This window comes from Aeromonas sp. 82P, from assembly GCF_051919365.1.
GTDB classification, from domain to species: Bacteria; Pseudomonadota; Gammaproteobacteria; order Enterobacterales; family Aeromonadaceae; genus Aeromonas; species Aeromonas veronii.
In genome coordinates this window covers 2,745,778-2,768,515 of record NZ_JBQBEV010000001.1, presented here as the reverse complement: position 1 = coordinate 2,768,515, position 22,738 = coordinate 2,745,778, and the positions used below count along the sequence as shown (strand labels likewise).

General features: G+C 58.2%; 26 protein-coding genes, 5 tRNA genes and 4 pseudogenes. 14 read left to right on the top strand and 21 right to left on the bottom strand.

From position 1 onward, the window contains the following. Nucleotides 1-104 precede the first annotated feature (104 nt). From ACTG2S_RS12625 to ACTG2S_RS12610, 4 genes are all read left to right on the top strand, one after another. Nucleotides 105-662 (top strand): YaeQ family protein, encoded by a 558-nt coding sequence (locus ACTG2S_RS12625; protein ID WP_005336887.1) that lies wholly within the window; start codon nucleotides 105-107, stop codon nucleotides 660-662. 12 nt (nucleotides 663-674) lie between these two features. Further along, the gene (locus ACTG2S_RS12620) at nucleotides 675-1,559 is read left to right on the top strand and encodes an AEC family transporter (protein ID WP_270657018.1); all 885 of its coding nucleotides are present in this window, start codon (nucleotides 675-677) and stop codon (nucleotides 1,557-1,559) included. A gap of 264 nt (nucleotides 1,560-1,823) precedes the next feature. Continuing rightward, the gene (locus ACTG2S_RS12615; RefSeq protein ID WP_270657017.1) at nucleotides 1,824-2,288 is read left to right on the top strand and encodes a hypothetical protein; all 465 of its coding nucleotides are present in this window, start codon (nucleotides 1,824-1,826) and stop codon (nucleotides 2,286-2,288) included. Between the two features lie 283 nt (nucleotides 2,289-2,571). Next, nucleotides 2,572-4,407, top strand: a complete 1,836-nt coding sequence (locus ACTG2S_RS12610) for a sigma 54-interacting transcriptional regulator (RefSeq protein ID WP_150389034.1) — start codon at nucleotides 2,572-2,574, stop codon at nucleotides 4,405-4,407. A 169-nt stretch (nucleotides 4,408-4,576) separates the two neighbouring features. Here ACTG2S_RS12610 and ACTG2S_RS12605 read toward each other — a convergent pair. The 7 genes from ACTG2S_RS12605 to ACTG2S_RS12575 all read right to left on the bottom strand — a co-directional run bounded on the left by ACTG2S_RS12605 (nucleotide 4,577) and on the right by ACTG2S_RS12575 (nucleotide 6,947). Next, nucleotides 4,577-4,653 (bottom strand) — tRNA-Val (locus ACTG2S_RS12605). A gap of 38 nt (nucleotides 4,654-4,691) precedes the next feature. Then, a tRNA-Val gene (locus tag ACTG2S_RS12600) sits at nucleotides 4,692-4,768 on the bottom strand. A gap of 25 nt (nucleotides 4,769-4,793) precedes the next feature. Continuing rightward, nucleotides 4,794-4,870, bottom strand: a tRNA-Val gene (locus ACTG2S_RS12595). A gap of 18 nt (nucleotides 4,871-4,888) precedes the next feature. Then, nucleotides 4,889-4,965 (bottom strand) — tRNA-Val (locus tag ACTG2S_RS12590). Between the two features lie 12 nt (nucleotides 4,966-4,977). After that, nucleotides 4,978-5,054: transfer RNA gene (locus ACTG2S_RS12585), tRNA-Val, on the bottom strand. A gap of 159 nt (nucleotides 5,055-5,213) precedes the next feature. Next, entirely contained in the window at nucleotides 5,214-6,593 is a 1,380-nt protein-coding gene (locus ACTG2S_RS12580) for an MATE family efflux transporter (RefSeq protein WP_274160444.1), read from the bottom strand. 147 nt (nucleotides 6,594-6,740) lie between these two features. Then, nucleotides 6,741-6,947, bottom strand: a complete 207-nt coding sequence (locus ACTG2S_RS12575; RefSeq protein WP_005352334.1) for a YaeP family protein — start codon at nucleotides 6,945-6,947, stop codon at nucleotides 6,741-6,743. A gap of 130 nt (nucleotides 6,948-7,077) precedes the next feature. On the opposite strand from ACTG2S_RS12575, the gene ACTG2S_RS12570 reads away from it, so the two are divergent. Together ACTG2S_RS12570 and ACTG2S_RS12565 are read left to right on the top strand one after the other, a co-directional pair. Then, on the top strand, nucleotides 7,078-7,980 hold the full coding sequence (locus ACTG2S_RS12570; RefSeq protein WP_274160443.1) for a DMT family transporter: 903 nt from the start codon (nucleotides 7,078-7,080) through the stop codon (nucleotides 7,978-7,980). A gap of 102 nt (nucleotides 7,981-8,082) precedes the next feature. Next, nucleotides 8,083-8,700 (top strand): riboflavin synthase subunit alpha, encoded by a 618-nt coding sequence (locus ACTG2S_RS12565; protein ID WP_159144585.1) that lies wholly within the window; start codon nucleotides 8,083-8,085, stop codon nucleotides 8,698-8,700. Between the two features lie 174 nt (nucleotides 8,701-8,874). On the opposite strand, the gene ACTG2S_RS12560 is transcribed toward ACTG2S_RS12565, so the two are convergent. The 4 genes from ACTG2S_RS12560 to ACTG2S_RS12545 form a co-directional block, all read right to left on the bottom strand. Beyond that, entirely contained in the window at nucleotides 8,875-9,078 is a 204-nt protein-coding gene (locus ACTG2S_RS12560; RefSeq protein WP_005336871.1) for a CPXCG motif-containing cysteine-rich protein, read from the bottom strand. A 261-nt stretch (nucleotides 9,079-9,339) separates the two neighbouring features. Continuing rightward, a complete protein-coding gene (gene hxpB, locus ACTG2S_RS12555) occupies nucleotides 9,340-9,999 on the bottom strand; it encodes a hexitol phosphatase HxpB (protein ID WP_274160442.1) in 660 nt (219 codons plus the stop codon). 126 nt (nucleotides 10,000-10,125) lie between these two features. Then, nucleotides 10,126-11,304, bottom strand: a complete 1,179-nt coding sequence (gene purT, locus ACTG2S_RS12550; RefSeq protein ID WP_274160441.1) for a formate-dependent phosphoribosylglycinamide formyltransferase — start codon at nucleotides 11,302-11,304, stop codon at nucleotides 10,126-10,128. Nucleotides 11,305-11,389: 85 nt separating this feature from the next. Further along, nucleotides 11,390-12,280: a DMT family transporter gene (locus tag ACTG2S_RS12545; protein WP_069528158.1), complete on the bottom strand. Its 891-nt coding sequence runs from the start codon at nucleotides 12,278-12,280 to the stop codon at nucleotides 11,390-11,392. 226 nt (nucleotides 12,281-12,506) lie between these two features. Here ACTG2S_RS12545 and ACTG2S_RS12540 point away from each other — a divergent pair. After that, nucleotides 12,507-13,095: pseudogene (locus tag ACTG2S_RS12540) on the top strand (FMN-dependent NADH-azoreductase). Between the two features lie 185 nt (nucleotides 13,096-13,280). Here the strand turns inward: ACTG2S_RS12540 and ACTG2S_RS12535 are convergent. The 4 genes from ACTG2S_RS12535 to ACTG2S_RS12520 form a co-directional block, all read right to left on the bottom strand. Beyond that, the gene (locus ACTG2S_RS12535; RefSeq protein WP_075115065.1) at nucleotides 13,281-13,460 is read right to left on the bottom strand and encodes a hypothetical protein; all 180 of its coding nucleotides are present in this window, start codon (nucleotides 13,458-13,460) and stop codon (nucleotides 13,281-13,283) included. A gap of 163 nt (nucleotides 13,461-13,623) precedes the next feature. After that, nucleotides 13,624-13,812 carry a DUF4250 domain-containing protein gene (locus ACTG2S_RS12530; RefSeq protein ID WP_019445848.1) on the bottom strand — a complete coding sequence of 63 codons (189 nt, stop codon included), beginning with the start codon at nucleotides 13,810-13,812 and terminating at the stop codon, nucleotides 13,624-13,626. Nucleotides 13,813-13,814: 2 nt separating this feature from the next. Then, nucleotides 13,815-14,279: a MarR family winged helix-turn-helix transcriptional regulator gene (locus ACTG2S_RS12525; protein ID WP_005336856.1), complete on the bottom strand. Its 465-nt coding sequence runs from the start codon at nucleotides 14,277-14,279 to the stop codon at nucleotides 13,815-13,817. Nucleotides 14,280-14,449: 170 nt separating this feature from the next. Beyond that, nucleotides 14,450-15,664: a UPF0149 family protein gene (locus ACTG2S_RS12520; RefSeq protein ID WP_199428270.1), complete on the bottom strand. Its 1,215-nt coding sequence runs from the start codon at nucleotides 15,662-15,664 to the stop codon at nucleotides 14,450-14,452. Nucleotides 15,665-15,895: 231 nt separating this feature from the next. Here ACTG2S_RS12520 and ACTG2S_RS12515 point away from each other — a divergent pair, with 231 nt between their 5' ends. Together ACTG2S_RS12515 and ACTG2S_RS12510 are read left to right on the top strand one after the other, a co-directional pair. Beyond that, nucleotides 15,896-16,756, top strand: a complete 861-nt coding sequence (locus tag ACTG2S_RS12515; RefSeq protein ID WP_374885645.1) for a CvfB family protein — start codon at nucleotides 15,896-15,898, stop codon at nucleotides 16,754-16,756. Nucleotide 16,757: 1 nt separating this feature from the next. Next, entirely contained in the window at nucleotides 16,758-17,069 is a 312-nt protein-coding gene (locus ACTG2S_RS12510; RefSeq protein WP_005360950.1) for a DUF1289 domain-containing protein, read from the top strand. Nucleotides 17,070-17,124: 55 nt separating this feature from the next. Here ACTG2S_RS12510 and ACTG2S_RS12505 read toward each other — a convergent pair whose 3' ends face one another. Then, nucleotides 17,125-17,448: an HI1450 family dsDNA-mimic protein gene (locus tag ACTG2S_RS12505; protein ID WP_005336851.1), complete on the bottom strand. Its 324-nt coding sequence runs from the start codon at nucleotides 17,446-17,448 to the stop codon at nucleotides 17,125-17,127. A gap of 147 nt (nucleotides 17,449-17,595) precedes the next feature. Between ACTG2S_RS12505 and ACTG2S_RS12500 the strand changes: the two genes are divergently transcribed. Then, nucleotides 17,596-17,724 (top strand): hypothetical protein, encoded by a 129-nt coding sequence (locus ACTG2S_RS12500; protein ID WP_019445852.1) that lies wholly within the window; start codon nucleotides 17,596-17,598, stop codon nucleotides 17,722-17,724. Nucleotides 17,725-17,727: 3 nt separating this feature from the next. On the opposite strand, the gene mtgA is transcribed toward ACTG2S_RS12500, so the two are convergent. From mtgA to minC, 5 genes are all read right to left on the bottom strand, one after another. Then, the gene (gene mtgA, locus ACTG2S_RS12495; protein WP_162516080.1) at nucleotides 17,728-18,519 is read right to left on the bottom strand and encodes a monofunctional biosynthetic peptidoglycan transglycosylase; all 792 of its coding nucleotides are present in this window, start codon (nucleotides 18,517-18,519) and stop codon (nucleotides 17,728-17,730) included. After that, nucleotides 18,504-18,830 carry an HI1450 family dsDNA-mimic protein gene (locus tag ACTG2S_RS12490; RefSeq protein ID WP_005352317.1) on the bottom strand — a complete coding sequence of 109 codons (327 nt, stop codon included), beginning with the start codon at nucleotides 18,828-18,830 and terminating at the stop codon, nucleotides 18,504-18,506. The genes mtgA and ACTG2S_RS12490 overlap by 16 nt, the downstream gene beginning before the upstream one ends. A 197-nt stretch (nucleotides 18,831-19,027) precedes the next feature. Further along, entirely contained in the window at nucleotides 19,028-19,294 is a 267-nt protein-coding gene (gene minE, locus ACTG2S_RS12485) for a cell division topological specificity factor MinE (protein WP_005336848.1), read from the bottom strand. Nucleotides 19,295-19,296: 2 nt separating this feature from the next. Continuing rightward, nucleotides 19,297-20,109 carry a septum site-determining protein MinD gene (gene minD / locus ACTG2S_RS12480; protein ID WP_005336847.1) on the bottom strand — a complete coding sequence of 271 codons (813 nt, stop codon included), beginning with the start codon at nucleotides 20,107-20,109 and terminating at the stop codon, nucleotides 19,297-19,299. A gap of 18 nt (nucleotides 20,110-20,127) precedes the next feature. Beyond that, on the bottom strand, nucleotides 20,128-20,847 hold the full coding sequence (gene minC, locus ACTG2S_RS12475) for a septum site-determining protein MinC (protein WP_013723728.1): 720 nt from the start codon (nucleotides 20,845-20,847) through the stop codon (nucleotides 20,128-20,130). A 107-nt stretch (nucleotides 20,848-20,954) separates the two neighbouring features. Here minC and ACTG2S_RS12470 point away from each other — a divergent pair, with 107 nt between their 5' ends. The 4 genes and pseudogenes from ACTG2S_RS12470 to ACTG2S_RS12455 all read left to right on the top strand — a co-directional run. Continuing rightward, nucleotides 20,955-21,233, top strand: a complete 279-nt coding sequence (locus ACTG2S_RS12470) for a YcgL domain-containing protein (RefSeq protein ID WP_005360946.1) — start codon at nucleotides 20,955-20,957, stop codon at nucleotides 21,231-21,233. A 411-nt stretch (nucleotides 21,234-21,644) separates the two neighbouring features. Further along, a pseudogene (locus ACTG2S_RS12465) lies at nucleotides 21,645-21,981 on the top strand (IS1-like element transposase); the annotation flags it as partial. 51 nt (nucleotides 21,982-22,032) lie between these two features. Continuing rightward, nucleotides 22,033-22,389: pseudogene (locus ACTG2S_RS12460) on the top strand (IS3 family transposase); the annotation flags it as partial. 58 nt (nucleotides 22,390-22,447) lie between these two features. Further along, nucleotides 22,448-22,734: pseudogene (locus ACTG2S_RS12455) on the top strand (IS1-like element transposase); the annotation flags it as partial. Nucleotides 22,735-22,738: the final 4 nt, after the last annotated feature.

Genomic DNA, 22,738 nt, shown 5'->3' with positions numbered 1-22,738 from the left:
GGGGAAATCTTTGGTCAGGATGGTCGAACCTGCCGCCGATTTTGATTACACTGGCGCCCGTATTTCCCACTCACCCTTCTCTTATCAGGTGTTCAAGGTTTTCTATGGCTCTCAAGGCAACCGTATTCAAGGCCCAGATCAGTTTGTCTGATATGGATCGCAATCTGTATCAGGACTTCTCCCTCACGCTGGCACGCCACCCCTCCGAAACCGATGAGCGGATGATGATCCGGCTGGCGGCCTTTGCCTGGCACGCCGCTGAGCGACTGGAATTCACCAAGGGATTGAGCGCCGATGACGAACCCGAGCTCTGGTGCAAGAACTACTCGGACGAAATAGAGCTCTGGATCGAGCTGGGCCAACCCGATGAAAAACGGCTCAAAAAAGCCTGCAACCGCGCCCGTCAGGTGGTGCTCTATCTCTACGGCGGTCGTGGCACCAGCGTCTGGTGGAAGCAGAACCAGGGCAAGCTGAGCCAGCATGACAACCTCAGCATCATCGAACTCTCCGACAGCCAGACTCTGCCGCTCACCGCCATGGTCGAGCGCACCATGCAGCTCACCTGCACTATCTCCGATGGTCAGCTCTGGGTCAGTAACGGCGCACTGGAAGTGACGCTGGATCCGGTGGTGCTGATGGGCAAACCGGCCCGCGAACTGTAACGGACGCAGCCCATGTTCAGCGCCTTGCTCAATATCGTCATTCCGGTGTTCGGTGTGGTCGGGCTCGGTGCACTCTACGGGCGATTGCGACCGGGGGCTGCGCTCGGTTACGTCAATCGGGCCAATATCGAGCTGTTTACCCCTGCGCTGGTCTTCTCCGCGCTGGTCAAGTATCCGCTGGCGCTGGCGGAGCATCTGCCGCTGATTGCGGCGGGGGCGCTGGTTATTCTGTTACCCGGTCTGCTGCTCGCACTGCTCAAACTCAAAGGGATTGAGCGGGCAGCCCTGATCTTGCCCGCCATGTTCCGAAATACCGGCAATCTCGGTATCCCCTTGATGGTGCTGGCGTTTGGCGAGCAGCAACTGGGGGCCATCGTGATCCTCTTTGTGCTCTCCAATCTGCTGCACTTTTCGGTCGGCATGTTTATCCTCTCGGCCAATACCTCCCGCTGGCTGTGGCTGCGCAGCCCTGTGCTGTGGGCCGCGCTGGCAGGTTTGCTGGTGGCCAACCTGCACATTTCGCTGCCGGAATATGTGGTGACAACGGCCTATCTGCTCGGCCAGATCTCGGTGCCCCTGATGCTCTTTGCGCTGGGCATTCGCCTGATGGAGGGGGAGCTTGATCACCTTGGCCTCGCGCTCAAGTGCAACCTGCTCTATCTGCTGGCGGGGGGATTGTCGCTGCTGCTGGCGATCTGGCTGTTGCCGCTCAAGACGGAGTGGATCCCGCTGTTGATGTTGTCGGTTTCCTTGCCCCCTGCTGTGTTGAATTACATGCTCTGCGAGCAGTATCACTGCCAGCCGGACAAGGTGGCCAGTATCGTGCTCGGCGGCAATGCCCTCTCTGTGCTGGTGATCCCGCTGGCGGTCTGGCTGGCACTTCATCTGCCCGGCTAAGCCAGATTGCATTGGTGCGACGGTGCGACTCACTGGCCAATTGCTTGATCGAACCGAGTCACAGTCGTTCGCATCTCATCCTTGCAGGGGAAAGTTAACCTATCAGGATCAGCAAGCTCTTCCATGCCATCTCTGTCCATCATTGCCTCCGTAATATATCTGTCGTCCCCCTATCCAACCCCGAGCCCCGGGCCTGACGGCGACAGCTATAGTTGAAAAAGAGCTGACTGACACTGTTTAACCAATGCCAGTGAGGGAAACCGGATGAGCACAAGTGAGCAATCTGAGCCTGTGGGGCAGGCAAAATCGCGCTATGACCCGGCATTGCCTACCGGTTATGACTGGCGCAGACACCGCCGTTTTATCCTCAGTGGCGGTGGTTACAAGGCGGAATGTCGCCGTCGCAACTGGTTTCTGGAGTTGCTCAACCCGGTGCCCTATGTGGTGGTGCGCGACATAGCCATCGGCGGCATCGGCATTCTGGGGGCCATACGGTTGAAAGAGGGGGATGAGCTGGTGATTGCCATTCCCTCTGGCGAGAAGCTGCGCGGTCTGGTCGTGAGATCCCAGTCAGACCCACTCTTTCCCAAACTCTATCGCACCGGTATTCGTCTGCATCGTTATCCGACGGCCGAGCTGTTTGCCCGCTGGCAAAGTTACATTCAGCCGCAAGATAAAGCGGATTTCGACCATGAGTGCCAAGTCTTGAAACAGGTACGCGGCGCGTGAACCAAATGTCTTTTCAGAGGTTGTTTTCCCCACATTCAGCATGATCCGCCGATGGAGTCCGCAGTTCAGCAGGCTTGGCTGACCCGAGTGGTTTATCTCACTGCATGTGTTTTCATCTTTATGTTTTTATTGAATTTTATCTGTGCCTCTGAAGTTGTGGAGGATACGGATCATTTTCCCTTTTCGTGATCCCCCCCGAAGTAGTTCCCCCTGATATCCCTTAGTATCTGGCCAGCATGACTCCCTTTAGGGGGAGGATAACAAGAACAAAAAGGAATGATGGATGAGATCCGTGAGCAACCAGTGTCTGTTGATGCAGATCCAGCCGACCATCTTGCGCTTTGCCAAGATGCTGGCCAGTGTGCTGCAGCTTGAGGTCGAGATTGTGGATGCCGATATGGTTCGGGTGGCTGGCACCGGGCCCTATGGCAAATTCTTTGGACGTCAGCTGGAGGGGGATTCCCGCCTGCTGCGCTATGTGATTGATAACCAGCGGGAGAAGATCGTTACCCACACCAGCGATGATCCCGTGTGTGACGGTTGTACCTGCAAGGAGAGCTGCCGTGAGCGCGCCTTCCTCGGGGTGCCCATCATGGTGGACGAGCGCTGCATCGGGGTGATCAGTCTGGTGGCTTTCAGCGACGAGCAGCAGGCGCGCCTTAACAACAATCTGCAGGATGTGTGTGACTATGTGCGCCACATCTCCACCATCTTTGTGGCCAAGTTGCTCGATTCACGCGGGCTGTCGGACGGGGTCAACAAGGTGTTCCTCAATCTGATGACCAACATGGATCAGGGTTGCCTGCTGCTCGATGACAAGAGTCAACTGCTCTACGCCAACGAGGCGGCACTCCATCATCTGGGTTGCCAGCAGGAACAGCTGCAGGGGCGCGAAGTGGGGATCCGCCCGCTCACCTTCTCCCAACAGGGGCTGAGTGGTCATCTTCAGCACATCATCACCTTTGAAGGTCGTCAGGAGCTGATCATTGGCCAGCTACACCATGTGCAGGGCCAGCAGCTCTTTCTGATGGCGTTTCACCAGTCCCACTCCGGTCAGGTTCAGGAGCCGGATCCGGATGTGCGGATCGATCAGCTGATCGGCGAGAGCAAGCCGATGCGCACCCTCAAGCGACTGCTGCACCGCATCGCCCAGAGTCCCTCCAGCGTGCTGATTTGTGGCGAGAGTGGCACCGGTAAAGAGGTGGTGGCACGCGCTGTCCATCGCCTGAGTCCCCGTCAGGACAAGCCTTTCATCGCCATCAACTGTGCCGCCATTCCCGAACAACTGCTGGAGAGCGAGCTGTTTGGTTATGTGAAGGGCTCCTTTACCGGTGCCTCCAGCGGTGGCAAACAGGGTCTGATCCAGGCGGCCCATCAGGGCACCCTGTTCCTTGACGAGATTGGCGACATGCCGCTCACCATGCAGGCCAAGCTGCTGCGGGTACTGGAGCTGCGGGAGGTGACCCCCATCGGGGCCAGCCGACCGGTGCCGGTGGATATTCGCATCATCGCCGCTACTCACCAGCATCTCGATCAATACATCGCCGAGGGGAAGTTTCGTGAAGATCTCTATTACCGCATCAACGTCATCCCTCTCAACCTGCCGCCGCTGCGGGAGCGGGAAGGGGACGTGGAGCTGCTGACCCACTACTTCCTCAACCTCCACACCTGCCGGATCGGCATCGTCTATCCCGGTCTGGCACCCGAGGTGATGGCGCTGCTCAAGGGGTATCGCTGGCCAGGCAACGTGCGCGAGCTCAGCAACCTCATCGAATATCTGGTCAACGTCAGCCAGGCGGGCGAGGTGATTGACGCCAGCCTGCTGCCCCCCAACATCATCCGCAATCAGGAGCCCCATCGCGTGGCGGCCCAGTCGATCCCGGTGACCAATCTGGATGCGGCGTTCAATGTGCCTGCCACCGCTCCGCTTGTCGCCACGCCGGAGAAACTGCCTGAACCCGTTCCGGGTGAGAGCGGCCTTGAGAGCATGGAGAAACAGATGATTGAAGAGACCCTGCAGCGGCTTGGCAACAAAAAACTGGCCGCACAGGCGCTGGGGATTGGGATTGCCACCCTCTATCGCAAGATAAAGAAGTACGAGATTGCCGTGCAGAGCTGAGGCGCTGGCGGCATCGATCTGGCCCGTGTCGTTTATCAGACGACACGGGCTTTTTATGGGAACAAGGTTCTGCGCCATTGCCGAATTGTGCTGAACGGAGTGGCGGGGCAGAGCTGTGGCTGCATGGCAGAATGCAAAAAGCCCGCTCGATGAGCGGGCTTTTTTAATCTGGTGCGTCCTAGTGGATTCGAACCACCGACCCCCACCATGTCAAGGTGATGCTCTAACCAGCTGAGCTAAGGACGCAGGGTGCGCAATGCGACTTTTATTTCTTTATGCAGAAGTGGTGGGTTTAATTGGATTCGAACCAACGACCCCTACCATGTCAAGGTAGTGCTCTAACCAACTGAGCTATAAACCCACATCTGCATTTCTTTCAAACTGAATGGTGCGTCCTAGTGGATTCGAACCACCGACCCCCACCATGTCAAGGTGATGCTCTAACCAGCTGAGCTAAGGACGCATAATCAGTGTTCTGTAATGGTGCGTCCTAGTGGATTCGAACCACCGACCCCCACCATGTCAAGGTGGTGCTCTAACCAGCTGAGCTAAGGACGCATCACAGAAAAGTGGTGGGTTTAATTGGATTCGAACCAACGACCCCTACCATGTCAAGGTAGTGCTCTAACCAACTGAGCTATAAACCCACTTTCTCTTACTTCACTACGCCAGCGCTGCTGACGTGGTCGGCATACTACCCATGCCCCCCAAGGCTGTCAACAGGCCATATGCACAAAGGAGACTGTTTGCCCAGTTCTTGCGCAGCCTGTTGATTTTGCAGGCGAGTTGTCGCTTGCCAAGCCCTGCTACTGAGATCGCGACAGGGTAGTGCAGGCTTCCGGAGTGGCAAAGCGGCCATAGATGTAGCGCAATCTCGCCCCCAGCATCAGGGCCGCACTGGTGAGGCCGACGATAAAGCCGATCCAGAAGCCCTGCGGCCCCATCCGCGGCACCAGCAAGTCGGTCAGACCCAGGATCATGCCGGTGGGCAGCCCCAGTCCCCAGTAGGCGACGATGGTGACGTAGAAAATCGCCTGGGTATCCTTGTAACCGCGCAGCGCGGCGGCCGCGACCACCTGCACCGAGTCGGAGATTTGATAGATGGCGGCGAAGAACAGCAAGATGGCCGCCAGGACGATCACCTGCTGATCATCGGTATAGATGGAGGCGATCTGCTCGCGCAGCAGCACCGTCATGGCGGCAGTGGCAGCAGCGATGGCCATCCCCAGCATCAAGCCGGTGCGAGCCGCCACCCGGGCGTGATGGGGTTGCCCTTCACCTATACTGTGGCCGACCCGGATGGTGACACCCACCCCGATGGAGAGGGGCAGCATAAAGACCAGGCTGGAGAAGTTAAGCGCAATCTGGTGGCTCGCCACCGTCTCGGCACCGAAGGGGGCCAGCATCAGGGCCACCACGGTAAACAGGGTCACCTCGCAGAAGATCGCCATGGCGATGGGGAAGCCCAAGCGAAACAAGCGCCAGATCCGGCTGCCGTTGGGGCGAGCCAGCTGGGAGAAGAGCCGGATCTCGGTGAAGTGACGGGAGAGCTTCACATAGAGGATCATCGCCAGCAGCATGGCCCACAGCACGATGGCAGTAGCCACGCCACAACCCACACCGCCCAGTTTCGGCATGCCGAAGTGGCCGTGAATGAAGATGTAGTTGGCGGGAATATTGACCGCCAGCCCGACAAAGCCGATCACCATGGTGGGCATGGTGTGGGAGAGACCCTCGCTGAAGTTGCGCAGCACCTGAAACAGCACGAAAGCGGGCAGGCCCCACAGAATTGCGTGCAGATAACCAGTGGTCTTGGCCGCCATCACCGGCTCCACATCCATGAACTGCAACGCCAGCGGACTGTAATAAAGCGCAATCATCGCCAGCGGGGTGACGATCAGTGCCAGCCAGAAGCCCTGATGAACGGCCGGACGGATTGCCTCCCGTTTACGGGCGCCATTGAGCTGGGAGACGATGGGGGTGAGCGCCATGATGATCCCCTGCACCAGCAGGATCACCGGTAGCCAGAAGCTGGACGCCACCGACACGGCGGCCAGATCGACTGCACTCACCTGTCCCGCCATCACGGTATCGACGAAGTTCATGGCGACCTGGGCGACCTGGGCGACCAGTATGGGGCTGGCTAGACGGACGAGCTGCTTCGCCTCGGACCAATAACGTTGCACTGACACCTCCGAGTGGATCAGATAAGAGTAAAAAAGAGCGGAAATCGGGAAGAGCCTTTGCACTTTCGGACGAAAGTGCAAAGGGTGGGGGAGATTCTAGCCTGAAATTCAGCCAGGACGAAATAGTTGCCGCCCCGGGGGGCAGGATCAGGCGTCTTCGTGATCGCTGATCAGCAGGTTGGCTGCCGCATAGGCTGCCTGTTCACGCAGTTCGGCGGGCACCCGTTCATCGGCGGCGACCGCGTTGAGGGCGCGGATAGTGGCGGCGATGGCCTTCGGCACATAGCCCTGCTCGCCGGAGCCAATCTGGTTATAGGCGATACGGATCGCTTCACAGCACTCATAAACCATCATGATTTGCTTCCTTGAAAGTAAAAAGGCGAGCAAATATAGCGGTTTTGCTCCCATTTTGTCAGTCTCGCGGTTGTAATTTGCGGCAAGCCCGTTAGTTTTGTTACCCCCTTTTCCTGTTTCGGCCTCTTTGATGCTGCTCTCTTCGCGCAATTCACTGGCGATCTTCCTGACGCTGTTTGCTCTTCTCGCCCTGACGCTCAAGGATGGCGCGGACAAATATCTGGTACTCCATGGCTACTCCGTGATGGAGATGGTCTGGTTTCGCTTCTTTGTTCCTTTCCTCGGTCTGCTGCTGTTGTTGCCAAGGCGCACCGTGTCGGCGCTGCTGGCGGTGGATCGCTGGCTGTTGTTGCGCTCGCTGCTGTTTCTGATCTGTGCGCTGGTCTCGGTGATTGCGCTGGCCCATGTGCCGCTCAACGTCTACACCATCATCTGCCAGCTTGGTTCGCTGGCCTTTGTGGTGGCCGGTGTCATCTTTTTCAGGGAGCGGCTGACCCGGGCCAAGGTGGCGGCCGTGTTGCTGGGGCTGTTTGGTGTGCTGGTGGTGACTCATCCCGACGGGGGCGATGCGAATCTCTACTACCTGCTGCCACTGGTCATCGTGCTGGCCAACACCGGCTACAACCTCATCACCAAGCTGGTGGATCCGCGTCTGACCACCCTCGATATCCTGATCGTCACCTGCTTCATGCTGGGGATGGTGGCAATGGTCGTGCTCTGCTGGCAGCCTGCACTGTGGCGCTTTCCGGTGCTTGCCGACTGGCCCTATCTGCTGGCGCTACCAGTGGTGACCCTGCTCTCCCAATATTGCCTTATCAAGGCGATGCAGTATGCGCAGGCCTCTACTCTGGCGCCCTTCTTCTATTTCCAGATCTTTTTTTCTACCCTCTGCGGCTATCTGATGTTTGGTGAAATGCCGACTCTCAGTAGTATGGCGGGGTGTCTGCTCATCGTGCTGGCTGGCATAGTGGTCATCCATTCCCAGCGCCGGGCTCGTGTGCTGGCGCGGTCTGAGGCGGCGGAGCAGGTGTGACAGTTTGTACGAAACGAATTGTGTAAAAACGGATTATGTAAAAGAAGCGGCCACAGGCCGCGATAAAAAACAGAGAGTGTTACCAGAAACAAAGAGGTGATGATGTTTACCGGAATTGTGCAAGGTGTGGCCGAGCTGGTCGCCATCGAAGAGAGTGCTTCATTTCGTACCCACGTGATCCGCATGCCCAGCCGGGAGTGGGGGGAAGGGCTGGCCCTCGGCGCCTCAGTCGCTCACAACGGCTGCTGCCTGACCGTCACCCGTGTCGAGGGGGAGCTGGTCAGCTTCGATCTGATGCAGGAGACCCTGCGCCTGACCAACCTCGGCAAGCTGCAGGTGGGGGACAAGGTCAATGTGGAGCGGGCCGCCCGCTTTGGCGACGAGATCGGCGGTCATGCCATGTCTGGCCATATCATCGGCATGGCAGAGGTTACCTCGGTGATCGATACCCCCAACAACCGTCAGGTGTGGTATCGCCTTGCTCCCGAGCTGATGAAATATGTGCTGACCAAGGGGTACATCGGCATCGATGGCATCAGTCTGACCATAGGTGAGGTGCGCGAGCGGGAGTTCTGCGTCCACCTGATCCCCGAGACCCTGGCCCGCACCAACCTGGGTTGGGTCAAGGCTGGCTGGCAGACCAATATCGAGATCGATCCCCAGACTCAGGCCATCGTCGATACGGTGGAGCGGGTACTGGCGGCGCGCGCGGGTCACTGAAAGAACACGGCTCGGTTTCAATCGCCTCATAAGCAAGGGCCTGCAGTGTGCAGGCCCTTGTTATTTACATGGTGAAAATATCCACTCAACTTTCTATGGCTCGCAGGCACAACATCTGCTCAGCTCTTTGCGACTTGCAGGCAAAACAGCTGCTCGGCCTTTTGTGACTCGCAATCAAAACAGTTGCTCGTCGTCGGCATCCACAAAGAGTTGCAGGCAGTCGCGGGCTTCGTCGCGGTGAAGCCGCAGGTGGATCGGATTGCAACAGGCCATGCAATCTTCGTAAAACTCCTGATCACCCTGGCTGGCATCCAGCTCGACCCGGGTATGGTGACCGCAGTGGGGGCAGACGATGCGCTTGCTGGTGTACTCGATCATGATAACCTCCTCGGGCCCTGAGGCCGCCTATCTACCCTGATTCTAGTCGGGCTGCAGGGGGTTAACCGCGAGCAAACGCACGTTTATGACAGAGATCAAGCCTGAGGGATGGCAAGGTGCAACCGGCTGGACTGGTCGTGTGCGATAAGCACAATCCGGTTGTGATTGACGGGTGAAAAGAGGGGAATTGCCAACGGTTGTTTGGCAATAACAGGGGGCTGGAGCCCCCTGCGGATATGAGAACGCGAGCGCAGCAAGGCGCTATTTGACCCAGCTGGCCAACATGTCGGCATTGAGTTCGGCCAGCGAGCCGAGCTGGTAGTTGGCGATGGCCAAGCGTGGGTCGCCCACTAAAGCGGGATCCGGCACGATCAGCGCCGTCATCGAGGCCGCCTTGGCCGCCAGCAAACCGGTAAAGCTGTCTTCGATGGCCAGGCAGTGCATCGGTTCCACCCCCAGTTTCTCGGCGGCGTGGATATAGACATCCGGGTGCGGTTTGCCGAAACGCTCGATTTCCGCAGAGTGAACCGCCATAAAGCGATCGCGAATGCCGAGTTTGCCGAGTACAGCTTCTACCATCGCAAAGGGTGAGGAGGTCGCCAGACCCACTTTCAGGCCGCGGGCCTCGATAAGGTCGAGCGCCTCCAGCACACCGGCTTTGGCCTGACCTTCGGAGAGGATCAGGGCGTTGACCCGATCCAGAATGCGCTGTACCACCTCTTCCTGAGTTGGGCCGCTCCACGGGCGCAGGCGATACCAGTGGGCAACCAGCTGATCTATGCGCACGCCGATGGTCGACTCACAATCCTCGACGGTGTGGGGGTGACCCAGTTCGGAGAACACGGCGATTTGGGCCCGTTGCCAAAAGGGTTCCGAGTCGATCAGAACACCATCCATATCGAAGATCACGGCTGCTAACATCTTGTACTCCTGACAAATTTGAAGAGGGGATTATAAGCCTGACGGGGAAATGCAAAAGGGGCATTGCCATGCCCCTTGCGCCCGATCACATTGGCAAACGTTTGTTTTGCTGTGGCAAAAAAGCCCTTAGAACAGCACTTCGACCTTGGCGGCCACGGCTTTGGCTTTTTCCACCGCATCCTGGCAATCCTCTGCGCGGGCCAGCGCCACGCCAAGACGGCGGCGACCGGCGATCTCCGGTTTGCCAAACAGCCGCAGTTGGGCGCCCGGCACCAGCGCCAACGCCTCACCAATCCCCTGATAGCAGATATTCTGGCTATGCCCTTCGCTCAGTACCACGGCAGAGGCGCTCGGCCCGTACTGGGTGATGGTGCCAACCGGCAGCCCCAGAATGGCGCGCACGTGCAGGGCGAACTCGGAGAGATCCTGAGAGATCAGGGTCACCATGCCGGTATCGTGGGGACGCGGCGAGACTTCGCTGAACCACACTTCATCGCCTTTTATAAAGAGCTCGACTCCGAACAGGCCGTAACCACCGAGGGCCTCGACCACCTTGGCCGCTACGGCTTTGGAGCGGGCCAGCGCCAGCTCGCTCATCACCTGCGGCTGCCAGGATTCGCGGTAGTCGCCATCTTCCTGACGGTGGCCGATAGGGTCGCAGAAGTGAATGCCATCGACGGCGCGTACCGTGAGCAGGGTGATCTCGTACTCGAAGGGAACGAAGCCCTCGACGATCACCTTGCCACGACCGGCGCGGCCGCCTTCCTGGGCGTAGGTCCAGCTCTCATCCAGCTTGGCGAGATCGCGTAAAACGCTCTGCCCCTTGCCGGACGAACTCATCACAGGTTTCACCACGCAGGGCAGGCCGATAGCCTCGACGGCGGCGACAAACTCCTCTTTGCTTTGGGCAAAACGGTAGGGTGAGGTGGGCAGACCCAGGGTCTCGGCGGCGAGGCGGCGGATCCCTTCCCGGTTCATGGTGAGCTGGGTAGCGCGGGCGTTGGGCACTACCTTGACCCCTTCTTGCTCAAGGGCAGCAAGGGTATCGGTGGCGATCGCTTCAATCTCGGGGATGATGAGGTCGGGTTTAACCTCGGCAACCAGGGCACGCAGGGCGTTGCCATCGAGCATGTCCAGCACGTGGGCTGCGTGGGCCACCTGCATGGCGGGGGCATTGGGGTAGCGGTCGGCGGCGATCACTTCGATCCCGAAGCGTTGCAACTCGATGGCGACCTCCTTGCCAAGTTCGCCGGAGCCCAGCAGCAGGGCACGGGTGGCGCCGGGGCGGGTTGCGGTTCCAAACATACGATCTCTCCTGATGTCGATGGTCATTGTTGATGATCGCTATTACACAAATAGCGGACAAAAAAAGAGGCACGCATGGCGTACCTCAGGAAACGGGTTTGTGAGCGCGCTGCTCCAGATGGGTCAGCAAGGTAATGGCGCCAATGATGATGGCGGCGCCAAGCCACAGACGGCCGGGGGGCGCCCAGCCAAATACCAGCCAGCCCGCCAGCACGTTCATCGGCAGCTTGGCAAAATCGAAAGGTTGTACGAAGGAGGCCTCCGCCACGCTGTAAGCGCGGGCGATGGACATCTGGGCCAGCGCCGTCAGCACGCCGGAGGCGGCAACCAGCAGCCACTGGCTCTCGCTCGGCCACTGCCACTCCGGCAGGGCCAGCATGACGTTGAACGGGGTACTGAAGATAAGCAGATACACCACTATGGTGTGGGATGATTCGTTGGCCGCCTGATAGCGCACCATCAGGGAGTAACCTGCCCAGAACAGCGCCGCCGCCACCGGCAGCAGGGAGGCCCAGTTGAATTCGTCAGTCCAGGGGGCGAGGATCAGCATGGCGCCGGCAAAGCCCGCCAGGGTGGCCAGAATGCGGGTGCGGCTCACTTGCTCTTTAAGCAGCAGGGCGGAGCCCAGGGTGGCAAACAGCGGTGAGGTCATCAGCAGGGCGATCCCCTGCCAGATGGGGACGGGGTACGCCAGTGCCCAGAGCCAGAGCTGGATGCCGATAACCGCCAGCAATACCCGCAACAGGTGCAACCGGAACTGATTGGTCATCAGGGATTGGCGCAGGCCGTGACGGACCAGCCAGGGCAGCAGGCAGATCAGGGCGATCAGGTATTGATGGAAAGCGACCTGGGTCGATGGGAGGCCAAGCTTGAAGCTAACATACTGGCTCAGGCTGTTGACGGCGGCGAAGCAGAGTCCTGCCACCATCATCCAGACTGCACCGGCCAAAGGAGAGTGCCTGCGCGAGGGTATCATGGGATCCGGGTCGCTGGAAAAAAGTGCGGCGGATCATAACGGCAATCGTTTGTTCTGCCAAGGGTTGAAGCGCGGCCGCGAGATTGGCTGGCGAGGAAGTGGCCTTGCATCAAAAATTTTGAACAAGTTGAGCATCTATTTTCGCTATCAGCAAATAAGCACAATGTTTAGAGTGACCTCCATCGACAGCGCAGCTGTTCAACCGACAACCAAATGGAGTTTCACCATGGCCAATATCCTCGTACTCAAATCCAGCATCCTGGGTCAATATTCCCAATCCAATGCCCTGATCGACGGCTTCCTGGCTGACCATCAGGATGATGTCCTCACCGTGCGTGATCTGGCAGCACTCAACCTGCCGGTGCTGGATGGCGAGCTGGCCTCCGGCCCTTCGCGGTGGTGATAACCTGAACGAGCGTCAACTGGCGGTGATCGCCCAGTCCGACGAGCTGATCGCCGAACTCAAAGCGAGCGACTTGGTGGTGATTGCGGCCCCCATGTACAACTTCAACATCCCGACCCAGCTGAAAAACTGGATCGATCTGGTAGCTCGCGCTGGCGTCACCTTCCGCTACACCGAGACCGGTCCGGTCGGTATGGTTGAAAATACCCGTGCGCTGGTGATCAGCCCCCGTGGCGGCATGCACGTTGGCAGTGCCACCGATCTGGTCACTCCCTACATGCGTACCGTGCTCGGTTTCATCGGTATCAAAGAGGTGGATTTCATCTACGCCGAGGGGATGGGTATGGGCCCAGATGCCCAGAGCAAGGGGATGGAAGCGGCCAAAGCGCAGCTTGAGGCTCTGGCTATCTAAGGGCTCTCTTCTATAAGGGCTCTCTATCCCGTCAGGGGTTATCTCTTCAAGGGGTTGCCCCGCCAGATACAAGAACGCAGCCATCAGGCTGCGTTTGTTTTTTGGCTTGGTGTGATTGCGACAAGAGCGTAATGCTACAGAGAGTATCGCGGCAAGCGGTCGGTACAGACGTTCCGGCGGAGTCACTACTCCATCATAAAGCGGCGACAACCACGCACCAGCAGCAATGCCACCGCGACCAGCAGGCCAAGCAAGAGGGTGGTCAGCCACTGTTCGGTACTTTGCGGCATGTGGGGCGTGAAGAGGCTGATCATCAACAGGGTACAGAGCGTGATCAACAGGCTCTGTCGGGTCATCAATATCATGGGGTCATCCTTGGTTTGCTCACCTGAAACGATTTTAATGCCCTCTTGTGACAGGGTGATGTATCCGTGCATCACCCTGTTGGGGCTCTTCAGACCATATCAGGTTTTTACCGCAGGGCCAGTGCCTTCACTGGCGCTGTGATCCCGATCCCGCTAGCTCTCTTTATCTGAACTGTTTCTGCGCTGGCTGGTAGTGAAAATCGCCGCTGGCGAGCCGCGCTTCCAGTGCTGCCTGATCGATCTCCTGCGCCTTGCAGAGATCATCCAGATCGTCATAGCGATCACGCAGCTGCATATTGACGACGCTCAGCAGCATGTTGATGTCCATGGTGGCGAACTTTTTCAAATCCATGATTATTTCTCCCGATCCAGTGATTGCAGCTGCTCAATGGCGGCGCTGACGCTGTGCAGATGCTGGCGGATCGCCTCGCGGGATTCGCTAGGCAGATAGTCGGTCAGGGTATGTTGCCAACTGCCAGCTTCACTCTTGAGCTGCAGGAAGAGGGCGAGCCCGGCATTGGTGAGGGAGACCAGGCTGATGCGTTTGTCCTGCTCGCTGCTCTCGGTAAAGATGATCCCTTTTTCGACCAGACGGCGGATCTCGCGGGAGATGCGTACCTTGTCCATGCCGCTCGCCTCGACCAGCTCTTTCTGGCTGATGGGGTAGTTGGGGCCGAGCACCATCATCAGGCGCCATTGCGGCACGGTCAGCTGGTAACGCTGTTCATAAAACTGTTCGAAGGTATCCCGTAGCATCTCGGCGGCATGTACCAACTGATAGGGCGGGTAGTGAGCGAGTAACGCTATGATTTTTGACATATTACACCCTGCTGTGACGGCTGCATCAGATGCAGTTTCTTTTGATACTTTGACATTGATGATACGAAACTCAAGCTGATTTGTCTGACCCGGTTGCGATGAAATGTGCGGTGGCGCACGCCCTCAAGGAAAAACCGGGTCTGACCGACGGGATTTTAAGCCAACGCTGTTCAGCCTTTACGCAACCAGATGAGGGCGTTTTGCTTGAGCCAGGCCTCGCGTGTGTGGATGGCGTAGAGCGCGGCCTCGTCGCGGCTGCCCGCTTGCCAGCTTTGTGGCTCCTGTTTGGGCAGCTTGCGCTGACCCAGCAGGCAGGCCGGAATGTGCGGGTTGGCCTCGATGGCGACCAGCAGATGGGGCTTGGCTGCCTCGGCACCCTCGGTAGCAAAGACCATCAGCGCCTTGTTATAGAGCAACCAGCTGGAGGCTTCATCGAAGCGCACCAGCAGGGCGGCCAACGCCTGCCAATCCCCTTGCAGTGCATAGAGGGTGGAGAGGTTGTAGCGGCAACCCAGCTCATCGGCCATGCAGATTGTAAGCAGCGCCAGATACTCCGCTTTGGCCTCGCCCAGTTTGCCAAGGCGCAGCAGGCAGTCGGCGCGGCCGGCTCTGGCGGCCAGCAGAGGACGCAGCTCGGGGGCACTCCAGCCGTGACCGGCGATTTGCTGCCAGAAGGCGTCGTCAAAGAGCGGAGTGGCATCAGCGATGATCTTCTCGAACCAGCCGAGGCGGGCCTGATGATCGCGGCAGCTGTCGGCCCGCTCGAACCAGGTCTGCCACTGTTGGGCCTGCTCGCCATTGAGGGCCACATCAGCGCTGGGGGCGGCCTGATACTGGTCGAGGTTGAGCAGCTGGTTGAGGGCGGTTTTCATGTTCTGGCGCTGGCGTTTGCAGAACTCGACAAAGGGGAGTTCACTGGCGGCGGCGCTATAGAGCATCTGGGCCATCTGCTTGTCGCGAAACAGGCTCAGCTCGGCGGCCAGACTGAAGCGGTACTGGGTGGTTGGGTCGTTCAAATCCTTCGGCTTGGGCCAGGTGGCAAAACCCATGCTGAAGCCATAACACCATTGACCGAGGGGGTGGCTCTGTTCGAACACCTGCTCGGGGTTATCGCTGGGCAGGCGGCACTGGCTGGGCAGGGCCAGCTGAGCGTCGTCGGCTTGGGATTCCAGCTCGGCGATCAGGTGGTTGAGGGCTTCTGCGCTTTTTTCATCCAACTCGGCATCCTGTTCCAGCAGACCAGCCAGCGGGCGTTGCCAGTCAGGGCTTTCCGGCCCCACCAGACGAGCACAGAGAAAACCGTGCAGGGCCGGGTAGGTCATGTCCTGATCGCTGTGGCTCTGGATCCATTGATTAAGATGGCGGGTACGAGTGGATGGGTTCATCGACAGTTCCTCTGGATTTGAACAGCCGCGAAGTCTACCTAAAAGTGGGGTTATTTGCAGCAAATGGCCGCCTGTTTGGCGATTTAATCACCATTGGCGGATAAGATAAGGGCGAAAGAGCGGCCAGTGGTGGCTTGGGGACTAGGCCGGATCACCGCTCTTGAGGTAACATGCGCGCCCATAGGGGCCATGTTCAGTTGGCCCATCCGGGTAATGAAAAAAGAGAGCACCATGATACAGATTGGCAAGATGAACACCCTCACCGTTGTTGAACTCGAAGATCGTGGCGCCTGGCTTGCGGCCGATGAGTACGGTGAACTGCTGCTGCCCAAGCGTCAACTGCCGGAAGGGTTGAAAGAGGGGGATAGCGTGCAGGTCTTCCTCTATCTGGATGCTGATTGCGAGCCGGTGATCACCACCGACAAGCCATTTGCCATGGTGGACGAATTTGCCGGTCTGAAAGTGGTCAATGCCAACAAGATTGGTGCCTTCCTCGACTGGGGCATGAAAAAGGATCTGTTTGTGCCCAGCCGCGAGCAGAACAAGCCGATGCAGGTGGGCCACGTTTATCTGGTGCGTCTGCAACTGGATAACGAAGGGCGCATGGTCGGCACCAGCCGCATCGAGCGTTTCCTGACCCCGGCCGGCAGCAACTTCAAGGTCGGTGACGAAGTGACCGCGCTGCCGGGGGAGCACTCGCCCCTTGGCATCAAGGTGATCGTCAACGGTCAGTATCCCGGCATGCTGTTCAAGAACGAAGTGTTTGGCCGAGTGATGACCGGTCGGCCGCAAACCGCCTGGGTCAAGCAGGTGCGCGAAGATGGCAAGCTGGATCTGACCCTGCAAAAGCCGGGTCTGGCGCGGGTTGATGACGCTGGTGAGCGCATTCTGAGCCGGATGAAAAAGCAGGGCGGCAGTCTGGCGGTGGGTGACAAGAGCGAACCCGAGCTCATCTACAAGCTGTTCAGCATGAGCAAGGGCACCTTCAAGAAGGCGATCGGCGGCCTCTACAAGCAGGGCAAGATCGTCATCGAAGATAACGCCATCACTCTGGTGGCCACAGAGACCGACTCGGCAGTGGATAGCGAATAAGATGCCGAGCCCCTGTGTTGGCCTCTGCAAGGCGAAAGATGGGCTTTGCCTTGGTTGTGGCCGCACCCTGACCGAGATCGGCCACTGGTCGGCGATGGATAGCAAGGCCCAGCTGGCGGTGATGGCCGAGCTGAATGGCTCGAAAAGCACCCACCGCTGTCCGGGTTGTGGCGAACCGGCCTATTGCGCCGTCTCTGCCGGTCAGACCATCGCCCAGTGCTGGTGCAGCCAGTTGCCGGTATTGCCGATGCAGGAGGCCAGCGCTTGCTGGTGCCGCCGCTGTCTGGCCAAGGCCATCGCGGCGCAGGATTAGCAGAGAACAGCAATAAGAGTGCACAGAAACAAGAAAGGCGCCGATGGCGCCTTTTTTATGCCTGCTGCTGGCGATGCCAGCGCACATGCACTTGATCTTCGGTCAGCAGACGGGGCAGTAGGAAGGTGGCGAAGATCACCTCAAACTCATCCTGATGATCCAGCAAACCGACCCACACTTCGACCCAGCGCTCCATATCGACCGGCTCACCCAGCTCGGTCGACCAGTCGGCATTGGGCAGAGTCGCCTCCACGGCGCCACGCTGCTCAAACTCCAGGGTGATGTCGACTATTTGTTCGGGGGCCAGCATATCGGCGGCCTGCTCAAGAAACTGATCATAGGCCCATTCGACCAGCTGATCCGGGGTACGCTGTTCCATGAAATCACTCCAGATACATCGAGGTTCGCTACTGTAACAATTATTGGCTGTGGCGGCCAGACCAGTACGCCGGGCGTGGCTGGCCTGTCCAAGTTGCCGTTGGGGGAGTATGGTTAAGGCGCGGATCATCTGGCAGGGAGTAAGGGGATGAAGCAGCGGGGACGGCGGCAACAGATCAAGCGACGGCGCGAGGCCTGGTGGTGGCACTATCTGCCGCTTCACCGCGAGACGGTGGGCGGCCATCTGGGCCCACCGGAGAAACCCGATGAGCCCTGAGGATCAGTCTGCCTGATGCACCCGATTGAGGGTGATCTGGCCCAGTTGACCCATTTGGCGGCGGATCCAGACCGAGCGCTTCTGCACATAGGGTGACGGGGGCTTGACCCGATAGCGCCACGGATTGGGCAGGGCGGCGGCCAGCAGGGATGACTCGTAGCGGGTCAAGCGGCTGGCCGGTTTGCCAAAGTAGGTACGGGCGGCGGCTTCGGCGCCATAGATGCCGGGGCCGAACTCCACGATATTGAGATAGACCTCGAGAATGCGGGCCTTGTCCCAACCCAGCTCCATCAGCAGGGTAAACCAGGCCTCCAGCCCCTTGCGCAGGAAACTGCGATCACTCCACATAAAGAGGTTCTTGGCGGTCTGCTGGCTGAGGGTGCTGGCGCCGCGCACCCGTTCGCTGTGCTGGTTGTGCTTGAGTGCCGCGTTGATGGCATCCATGTCAAAGCCGTTGTGCTCGGCAAAGCGCTGATCCTCGGCGGCGATCACCGCCAGTTGCAGCTCTTTGGAGATGGACTCCAGATCTACCCATTCATGGCGTACCTGGGTGATCTTGGCGGGCGGAAAGAGGGCCCGCTCAATACGCCAGCTCCACATCGGCGGATCGATAAAACGCAGCAAGGCGACCGAGCCGACCGAGCAGAGCAGCCCGGCCAGCGCGATCTTGCCTGCCCACCTCAACACCCGGCGCCCAAGGGATGCAGATGGACGCTCAGGGGCCACAGAGTCAGGGTCAGACTCCCACTGATAGTGGCTCGGATCATCGGGATCCGGAATTATTGGGGCAGCCATTCGATGTGGCAGAACTTCTCGTCAACACGGCGGGAGAGCAGCATGCGGGCAAACAAGTGCTCATACTCTTGTTCTTCATTGCCAAGGCCTACCCAGATCTCGGCATAGTCGGTGTCGCTCACCGCAAATCCCACGTCCGCTTCCCAGTCATCGGCTGGGTCGGTTTCGGCCAGCAGGCCGCGGTCGTTGAACTCCTGATTGAAACGGGCGATCTCCTGCTCCGGCAGGTTGTCAGAGGCCAGCTCCATAAAGAGTTCGAGGGCGGTATCGAGCAGTTCCTCGACGCTGTGCATTTCGTCATTCATAGACATAAGCGGTCTGTTCCAGAAAAGAGAAAAAGGTGCCAGCGCAGATCACTGCCTGCGGGGCGGCGCTATTCTAGCGGTCGGCAGACCCCTTGGCGAGATGATGCGAGCCGCTGTGACCTGTTTTTGTGCCAATAAAAAACCGGATCCAGTGACAGGATCCGGTCTTCATTGGGGGAAGGGGTCACGCATAGGGCGTCAGCTCATCCCTTCTTGTCATCGGCGAAGGTGATGTTGAGCTCCAGTACTGACAGCTCATCACTCTTCTGATCCAGTTGGACGGTTATCTTCTCCGGATCAATGTTGACGTATTTGCGGATCACATCGAGGATGTCCTGCTTGAGCTGGGGCAGGTAATCCGGCCCCCCTCTGGATGAACGCTCGTGAGCAACAATGATCTGCAACCGCTCTTTGGCCAGTTGTGCGGTGTTCTGTTTCTTGTTGGAACGAAAATAATCCAATAATGACATGTTTAACTCCCGAACAGTCGGCTAAAGAAGCCCTTCTTCTCTTCTTCCAGAAAACGAAATTCCTTGGCATCGCCCAGCAGGCGGGACACCGCATCTTCGTAGGCCTGACCGGCATCGGACTCCTTGTCCAGAATAACCGGTTCGCCGGAGTTGGAGGCGCGCAGCACCGCCTGGGACTCCGGGATCACCCCGAGCAGCGGGATGGCCAGGATCTCCTGCACATCCTGCACGCTCAGCATGTCGCCGCGGTTGACGCGGGTCGGGCAGTAGCGGGTCAGCAGCAGGTGCTCCTTGATGGGGTCTTCGCCACGCTCGGCGCGACGGGACTTGGAGGCCAGGATGCCAAGGATGCGGTCGGAGTCACGCACAGAAGAGACTTCCGGGTTGGTGGTGACGATCGCTTCATCGGCAAAATAGAGTGCCATCAGTGCGCCCGCCTCGATCCCCGCCGGGGAGTCGCAGACGATGTAATCGAACTTCATCTCCGCCAGCTGATCCAGGATCTTCTCGACCCCCTCACGGGTGAGGGCATCTTTGTCCCGGGTCTGGGAGGCGGGCAGGATAAACAGATTTTCCGAGCGTTTGTCCTTGATCAGCGCCTGATTGAGGTTTGCTTCCCCATTGATGACGTTGACGAAGTCATACACCACGCGCCGCTCGCAGCCCATGATGAGATCCAGGTTTCTCAGACCGATGTCAAAGTCAATGACCACTGTCTTGTGACCACGCTGGGCTAAGCCGGTGCTCAGGGCCGCACTGGTTGTGGTCTTGCCAACGCCACCTTTACCCGATGTAACGACTATGATTCGCGCCATTCTCGCTTCCTTGTAACTCTATTTGATACGGTCTATTCGGAGTTGTTCGTTGTCCAGCCGGACGTGTACCGGTTGCTGGATCAGGCCTGCCGGCAATGCATCGCTCAGCTGGAATGTGCCCGCGATGGAGAGCAGCTCGGCCTGTAATTGCTGGCAATAGATCCGGGCCTGGGTGTTTCCCCGGGCACCGGCAATGGCTCTGCCACGCAGGGTGCCATAAATATGAATGCTGTCGTCGGCGAGCACTTCAGCTCCCGGACTGACGGACCCCAGCACCACCAGCGAGGTGCCGGCGGCGTAAATCTGCTGGCCGGAACGAACCGGTCCCACATGTACCTTGCTCGGGATCAAGGGGGCGGGTTCGGGCTCGGGAACCACCTCAGGGGCGGCTGGCGCGGGGGCAGGCTCGGGTTCCGGTTCGCTCTTGCGACTCTTGCCCGAGGCCATCACGGCCAGTCCCACCGCCTTGGCGGCTGTCTTCATCTCTTCACTGCGCGCCCCCGTGATGCCGACCAGCACAAACTCTTCGGACTCCACCAGCTCCTTGAGCTGTTCGAAATCGGGAATATGTTCCAGTCGGGAAACATTGATCACCAGCGGCGCACAATTAAAAAAGTAGGGTGCCTGGGCCACTTTTTCGGCCAACAACTGACGTATCCGCTCAGGCTCGCCATCGCTGATATGCAACACAGAAATAGTGAAGGTGGTCCCTTTCAATTCGTTATCGCGCTCAACCATGAATCTTCCCCGAGGCAGAGATGCTAATCCGTTATTGTTATTCAATTCCTGATGTTATAGTTTGCCCCCATCAGAGGCAATAAACTCGTCGGATTATATCAATTTCCATGTTGTGTGCAGTCTATAAAAGTCGCAAAAAAGCCGAGACCTACCTTTTTGTTGAAAAAAGAGAGGATTTCTCACGCGTTCCCGAGCCACTGCTGAGTGCATTCGGGCGTCCCGAGCTGGTGCTGATGACCAAGCTGGATCCGGCCAAGCCCTTGGGGCTGGCTGATGTCGGCAAGGTGATGGCCGCGCTGACCAACCAGGGGTTCTACCTGCAGGTGCCGCCGCCTCCCGAGAATTTGCTGGAGCAGCACAAGGCCAGCCTGAAAAAACCATCCTGAATATCCAGCCCCGTGGTGCGTTCTGCCCAGCGGGGCTAATTCTTTGTGACTCTGCATGACGCATTCCGGCCCCGGTGAGGTGGCCTGCGATAATCCCGTGACAGGATCTGGCCAAATTAACTCCCCCCTTTGGTGATATTCACTTTTCGCTGTTTAAATAGAAAGTCAATCTGCTCCCAACACCATATCGTCAACCTTTGCTGGCGCTCACAAAAATAGCGAGTAGCGCGCACTCATATCCTCCATTCCAACGGCTATTGGCCCATTCATCGATTATTTTCAGCCTCTTCCTTGGGCGCTTTTTTGGCCTCCACTGCGCGATGAGTTATCCATCAAATGGGGCGCAAAGAGGGCGGTGATAACTGTGCTAGGTGATGCATCCGATCGGTTGAGTTGATATGGTGAACTCTTTTGAGACCGACAGCTTCATGGCATCCATCACCGTTTACTGTCCTCGTTGCAACTCTGACCACGTATATCGTCATGGGAAGACCCCTGCTGGCCATGTTCGCTATCGTTGCCCCGCCTGTCCGCACGTGTTTCAGCTCACCTATACCTATGAAGCCCGCAAGCCTGGTGTCAAAGACAAGATTGTTGATATGGCGTTCAACGGCTCAGGTGTTCGTGATACTGCTCGCGTCCTCAAGATTGGCATCAACACCGTCATACGCACCCTAAAAAACTCACCCCAAGGCAAGTAACCTCCGAAAAGGTGGTACTCGATGACGTGGCGCTTATCTGTGAACTGTCCCGTCCTGAATATGGTTTACACCTTTCCCCCCAATAAATGGAGAATCCGATGGGACAAGGTGTGAAACGAACACAGCGCGATTACTCGCTGACTTTTAAACTGGCGCTGGTCGAGCAGATTGAAAAAGGCGAGCTCACCTACAAACAGGCTCAGGTGCGTTATGGCATTCAGGGCCGCTCCACCGTTCTGGTATGGTTGCGTAAACATGGTCGGCAAGATTGGAGCCAGGGGGCTTCTGTGCGTGCCGGCACGAGCATCACCATGCCTGACCCCGACAACCAGACACCCGAACAGCGCATCAAGGAACTCGAGCAGCAGCTGGCGCTGATGAGTCAGAAGGCCCAGTTCTTTGAGGCCGTCGTCGATGTACTGAAGAATGACTACGGCGTCTCCATCGTAAAAAAGGGTGATGCATCCGATCGGTTGAGTTGATATGATGAACTCTTTTGAGACCGACAGCTTCATGGCATCCATCCCCGTTCACTGTCCTCGTTGCAACTCTGACCACGTATATCGCCATGGTAAGACCCCTGCTGGCCATGTTCGCTATCGTTGCCCCGTCTGTCCGCACGTGTTTCAGCTCACCTACACCTATGAAGCCCGCAAGCCTGGCGTCAAAGACAAGATTGTTGATATGGCGTTCAACGGCTCAGGTGTTCGTGATACTGCTCGCGTCCTCAAGATTGGCATCAACACCGTCATACGCACCCTAAAAAACTCGCCCCAAGGCAAGTAACCTCCGAAAATGTAGTGG

Coding starts and splice junctions, on each gene's coding strand:
- ACTG2S_RS12625 (WP_005336887.1), top strand. CDS start 105: ATGGCTCTCAAGGCAACCGTATTCAAGGCCCAGATCAGTTTGTCTGAT.
- ACTG2S_RS12620 (WP_270657018.1), top strand. CDS start 675: ATGTTCAGCGCCTTGCTCAATATCGTCATTCCGGTGTTCGGTGTGGTC.
- ACTG2S_RS12615 (WP_270657017.1), top strand. CDS start 1,824: ATGAGCACAAGTGAGCAATCTGAGCCTGTGGGGCAGGCAAAATCGCGC.
- ACTG2S_RS12610 (WP_150389034.1), top strand. CDS start 2,572: ATGAGATCCGTGAGCAACCAGTGTCTGTTGATGCAGATCCAGCCGACC.
- ACTG2S_RS12575 (WP_005352334.1), bottom strand. CDS start 6,947: ATGATGGTTTATGAGTGCTGTGAAGCGATCCGTATCGCCTATAACCAG.
- ACTG2S_RS12570 (WP_274160443.1), top strand. CDS start 7,078: ATGCTGCTCTCTTCGCGCAATTCACTGGCGATCTTCCTGACGCTGTTT.
- ACTG2S_RS12565 (WP_159144585.1), top strand. CDS start 8,083: ATGTTTACCGGAATTGTGCAAGGTGTGGCCGAGCTGGTCGCCATCGAA.
- ACTG2S_RS12560 (WP_005336871.1), bottom strand. CDS start 9,078: ATGATCGAGTACACCAGCAAGCGCATCGTCTGCCCCCACTGCGGTCAC.
- hxpB (WP_274160442.1), bottom strand. CDS start 9,999: ATGTTAGCAGCCGTGATCTTCGATATGGATGGTGTTCTGATCGACTCG.
- purT (WP_274160441.1), bottom strand. CDS start 11,304: ATGTTTGGAACCGCAACCCGCCCCGGCGCCACCCGTGCCCTGCTGCTG.
- ACTG2S_RS12545 (WP_069528158.1), bottom strand. CDS start 12,280: ATGATACCCTCGCGCAGGCACTCTCCTTTGGCCGGTGCAGTCTGGATG.
- ACTG2S_RS12535 (WP_075115065.1), bottom strand. CDS start 13,460: ATGATATTGATGACCCGACAGAGCCTGTTGATCACGCTCTGTACCCTG.
- ACTG2S_RS12530 (WP_019445848.1), bottom strand. CDS start 13,812: ATGGATTTGAAAAAGTTCGCCACCATGGACATCAACATGCTGCTGAGC.
- ACTG2S_RS12525 (WP_005336856.1), bottom strand. CDS start 14,279: ATGTCAAAAATCATAGCGTTACTCGCTCACTACCCGCCCTATCAGTTG.
- ACTG2S_RS12520 (WP_199428270.1), bottom strand. CDS start 15,664: ATGAACCCATCCACTCGTACCCGCCATCTTAATCAATGGATCCAGAGC.
- ACTG2S_RS12515 (WP_374885645.1), top strand. CDS start 15,896: ATGATACAGATTGGCAAGATGAACACCCTCACCGTTGTTGAACTCGAA.
- ACTG2S_RS12510 (WP_005360950.1), top strand. CDS start 16,758: ATGCCGAGCCCCTGTGTTGGCCTCTGCAAGGCGAAAGATGGGCTTTGC.
- ACTG2S_RS12505 (WP_005336851.1), bottom strand. CDS start 17,448: ATGGAACAGCGTACCCCGGATCAGCTGGTCGAATGGGCCTATGATCAG.
- ACTG2S_RS12500 (WP_019445852.1), top strand. CDS start 17,596: ATGAAGCAGCGGGGACGGCGGCAACAGATCAAGCGACGGCGCGAGGCC.
- mtgA (WP_162516080.1), bottom strand. CDS start 18,519: ATGGCTGCCCCAATAATTCCGGATCCCGATGATCCGAGCCACTATCAG.
- ACTG2S_RS12490 (WP_005352317.1), bottom strand. CDS start 18,830: ATGTCTATGAATGACGAAATGCACAGCGTCGAGGAACTGCTCGATACC.
- minE (WP_005336848.1), bottom strand. CDS start 19,294: ATGTCATTATTGGATTATTTTCGTTCCAACAAGAAACAGAACACCGCA.
- minD (WP_005336847.1), bottom strand. CDS start 20,109: ATGGCGCGAATCATAGTCGTTACATCGGGTAAAGGTGGCGTTGGCAAG.
- minC (WP_013723728.1), bottom strand. CDS start 20,847: ATGGTTGAGCGCGATAACGAATTGAAAGGGACCACCTTCACTATTTCT.
- ACTG2S_RS12470 (WP_005360946.1), top strand. CDS start 20,955: ATGTTGTGTGCAGTCTATAAAAGTCGCAAAAAAGCCGAGACCTACCTT.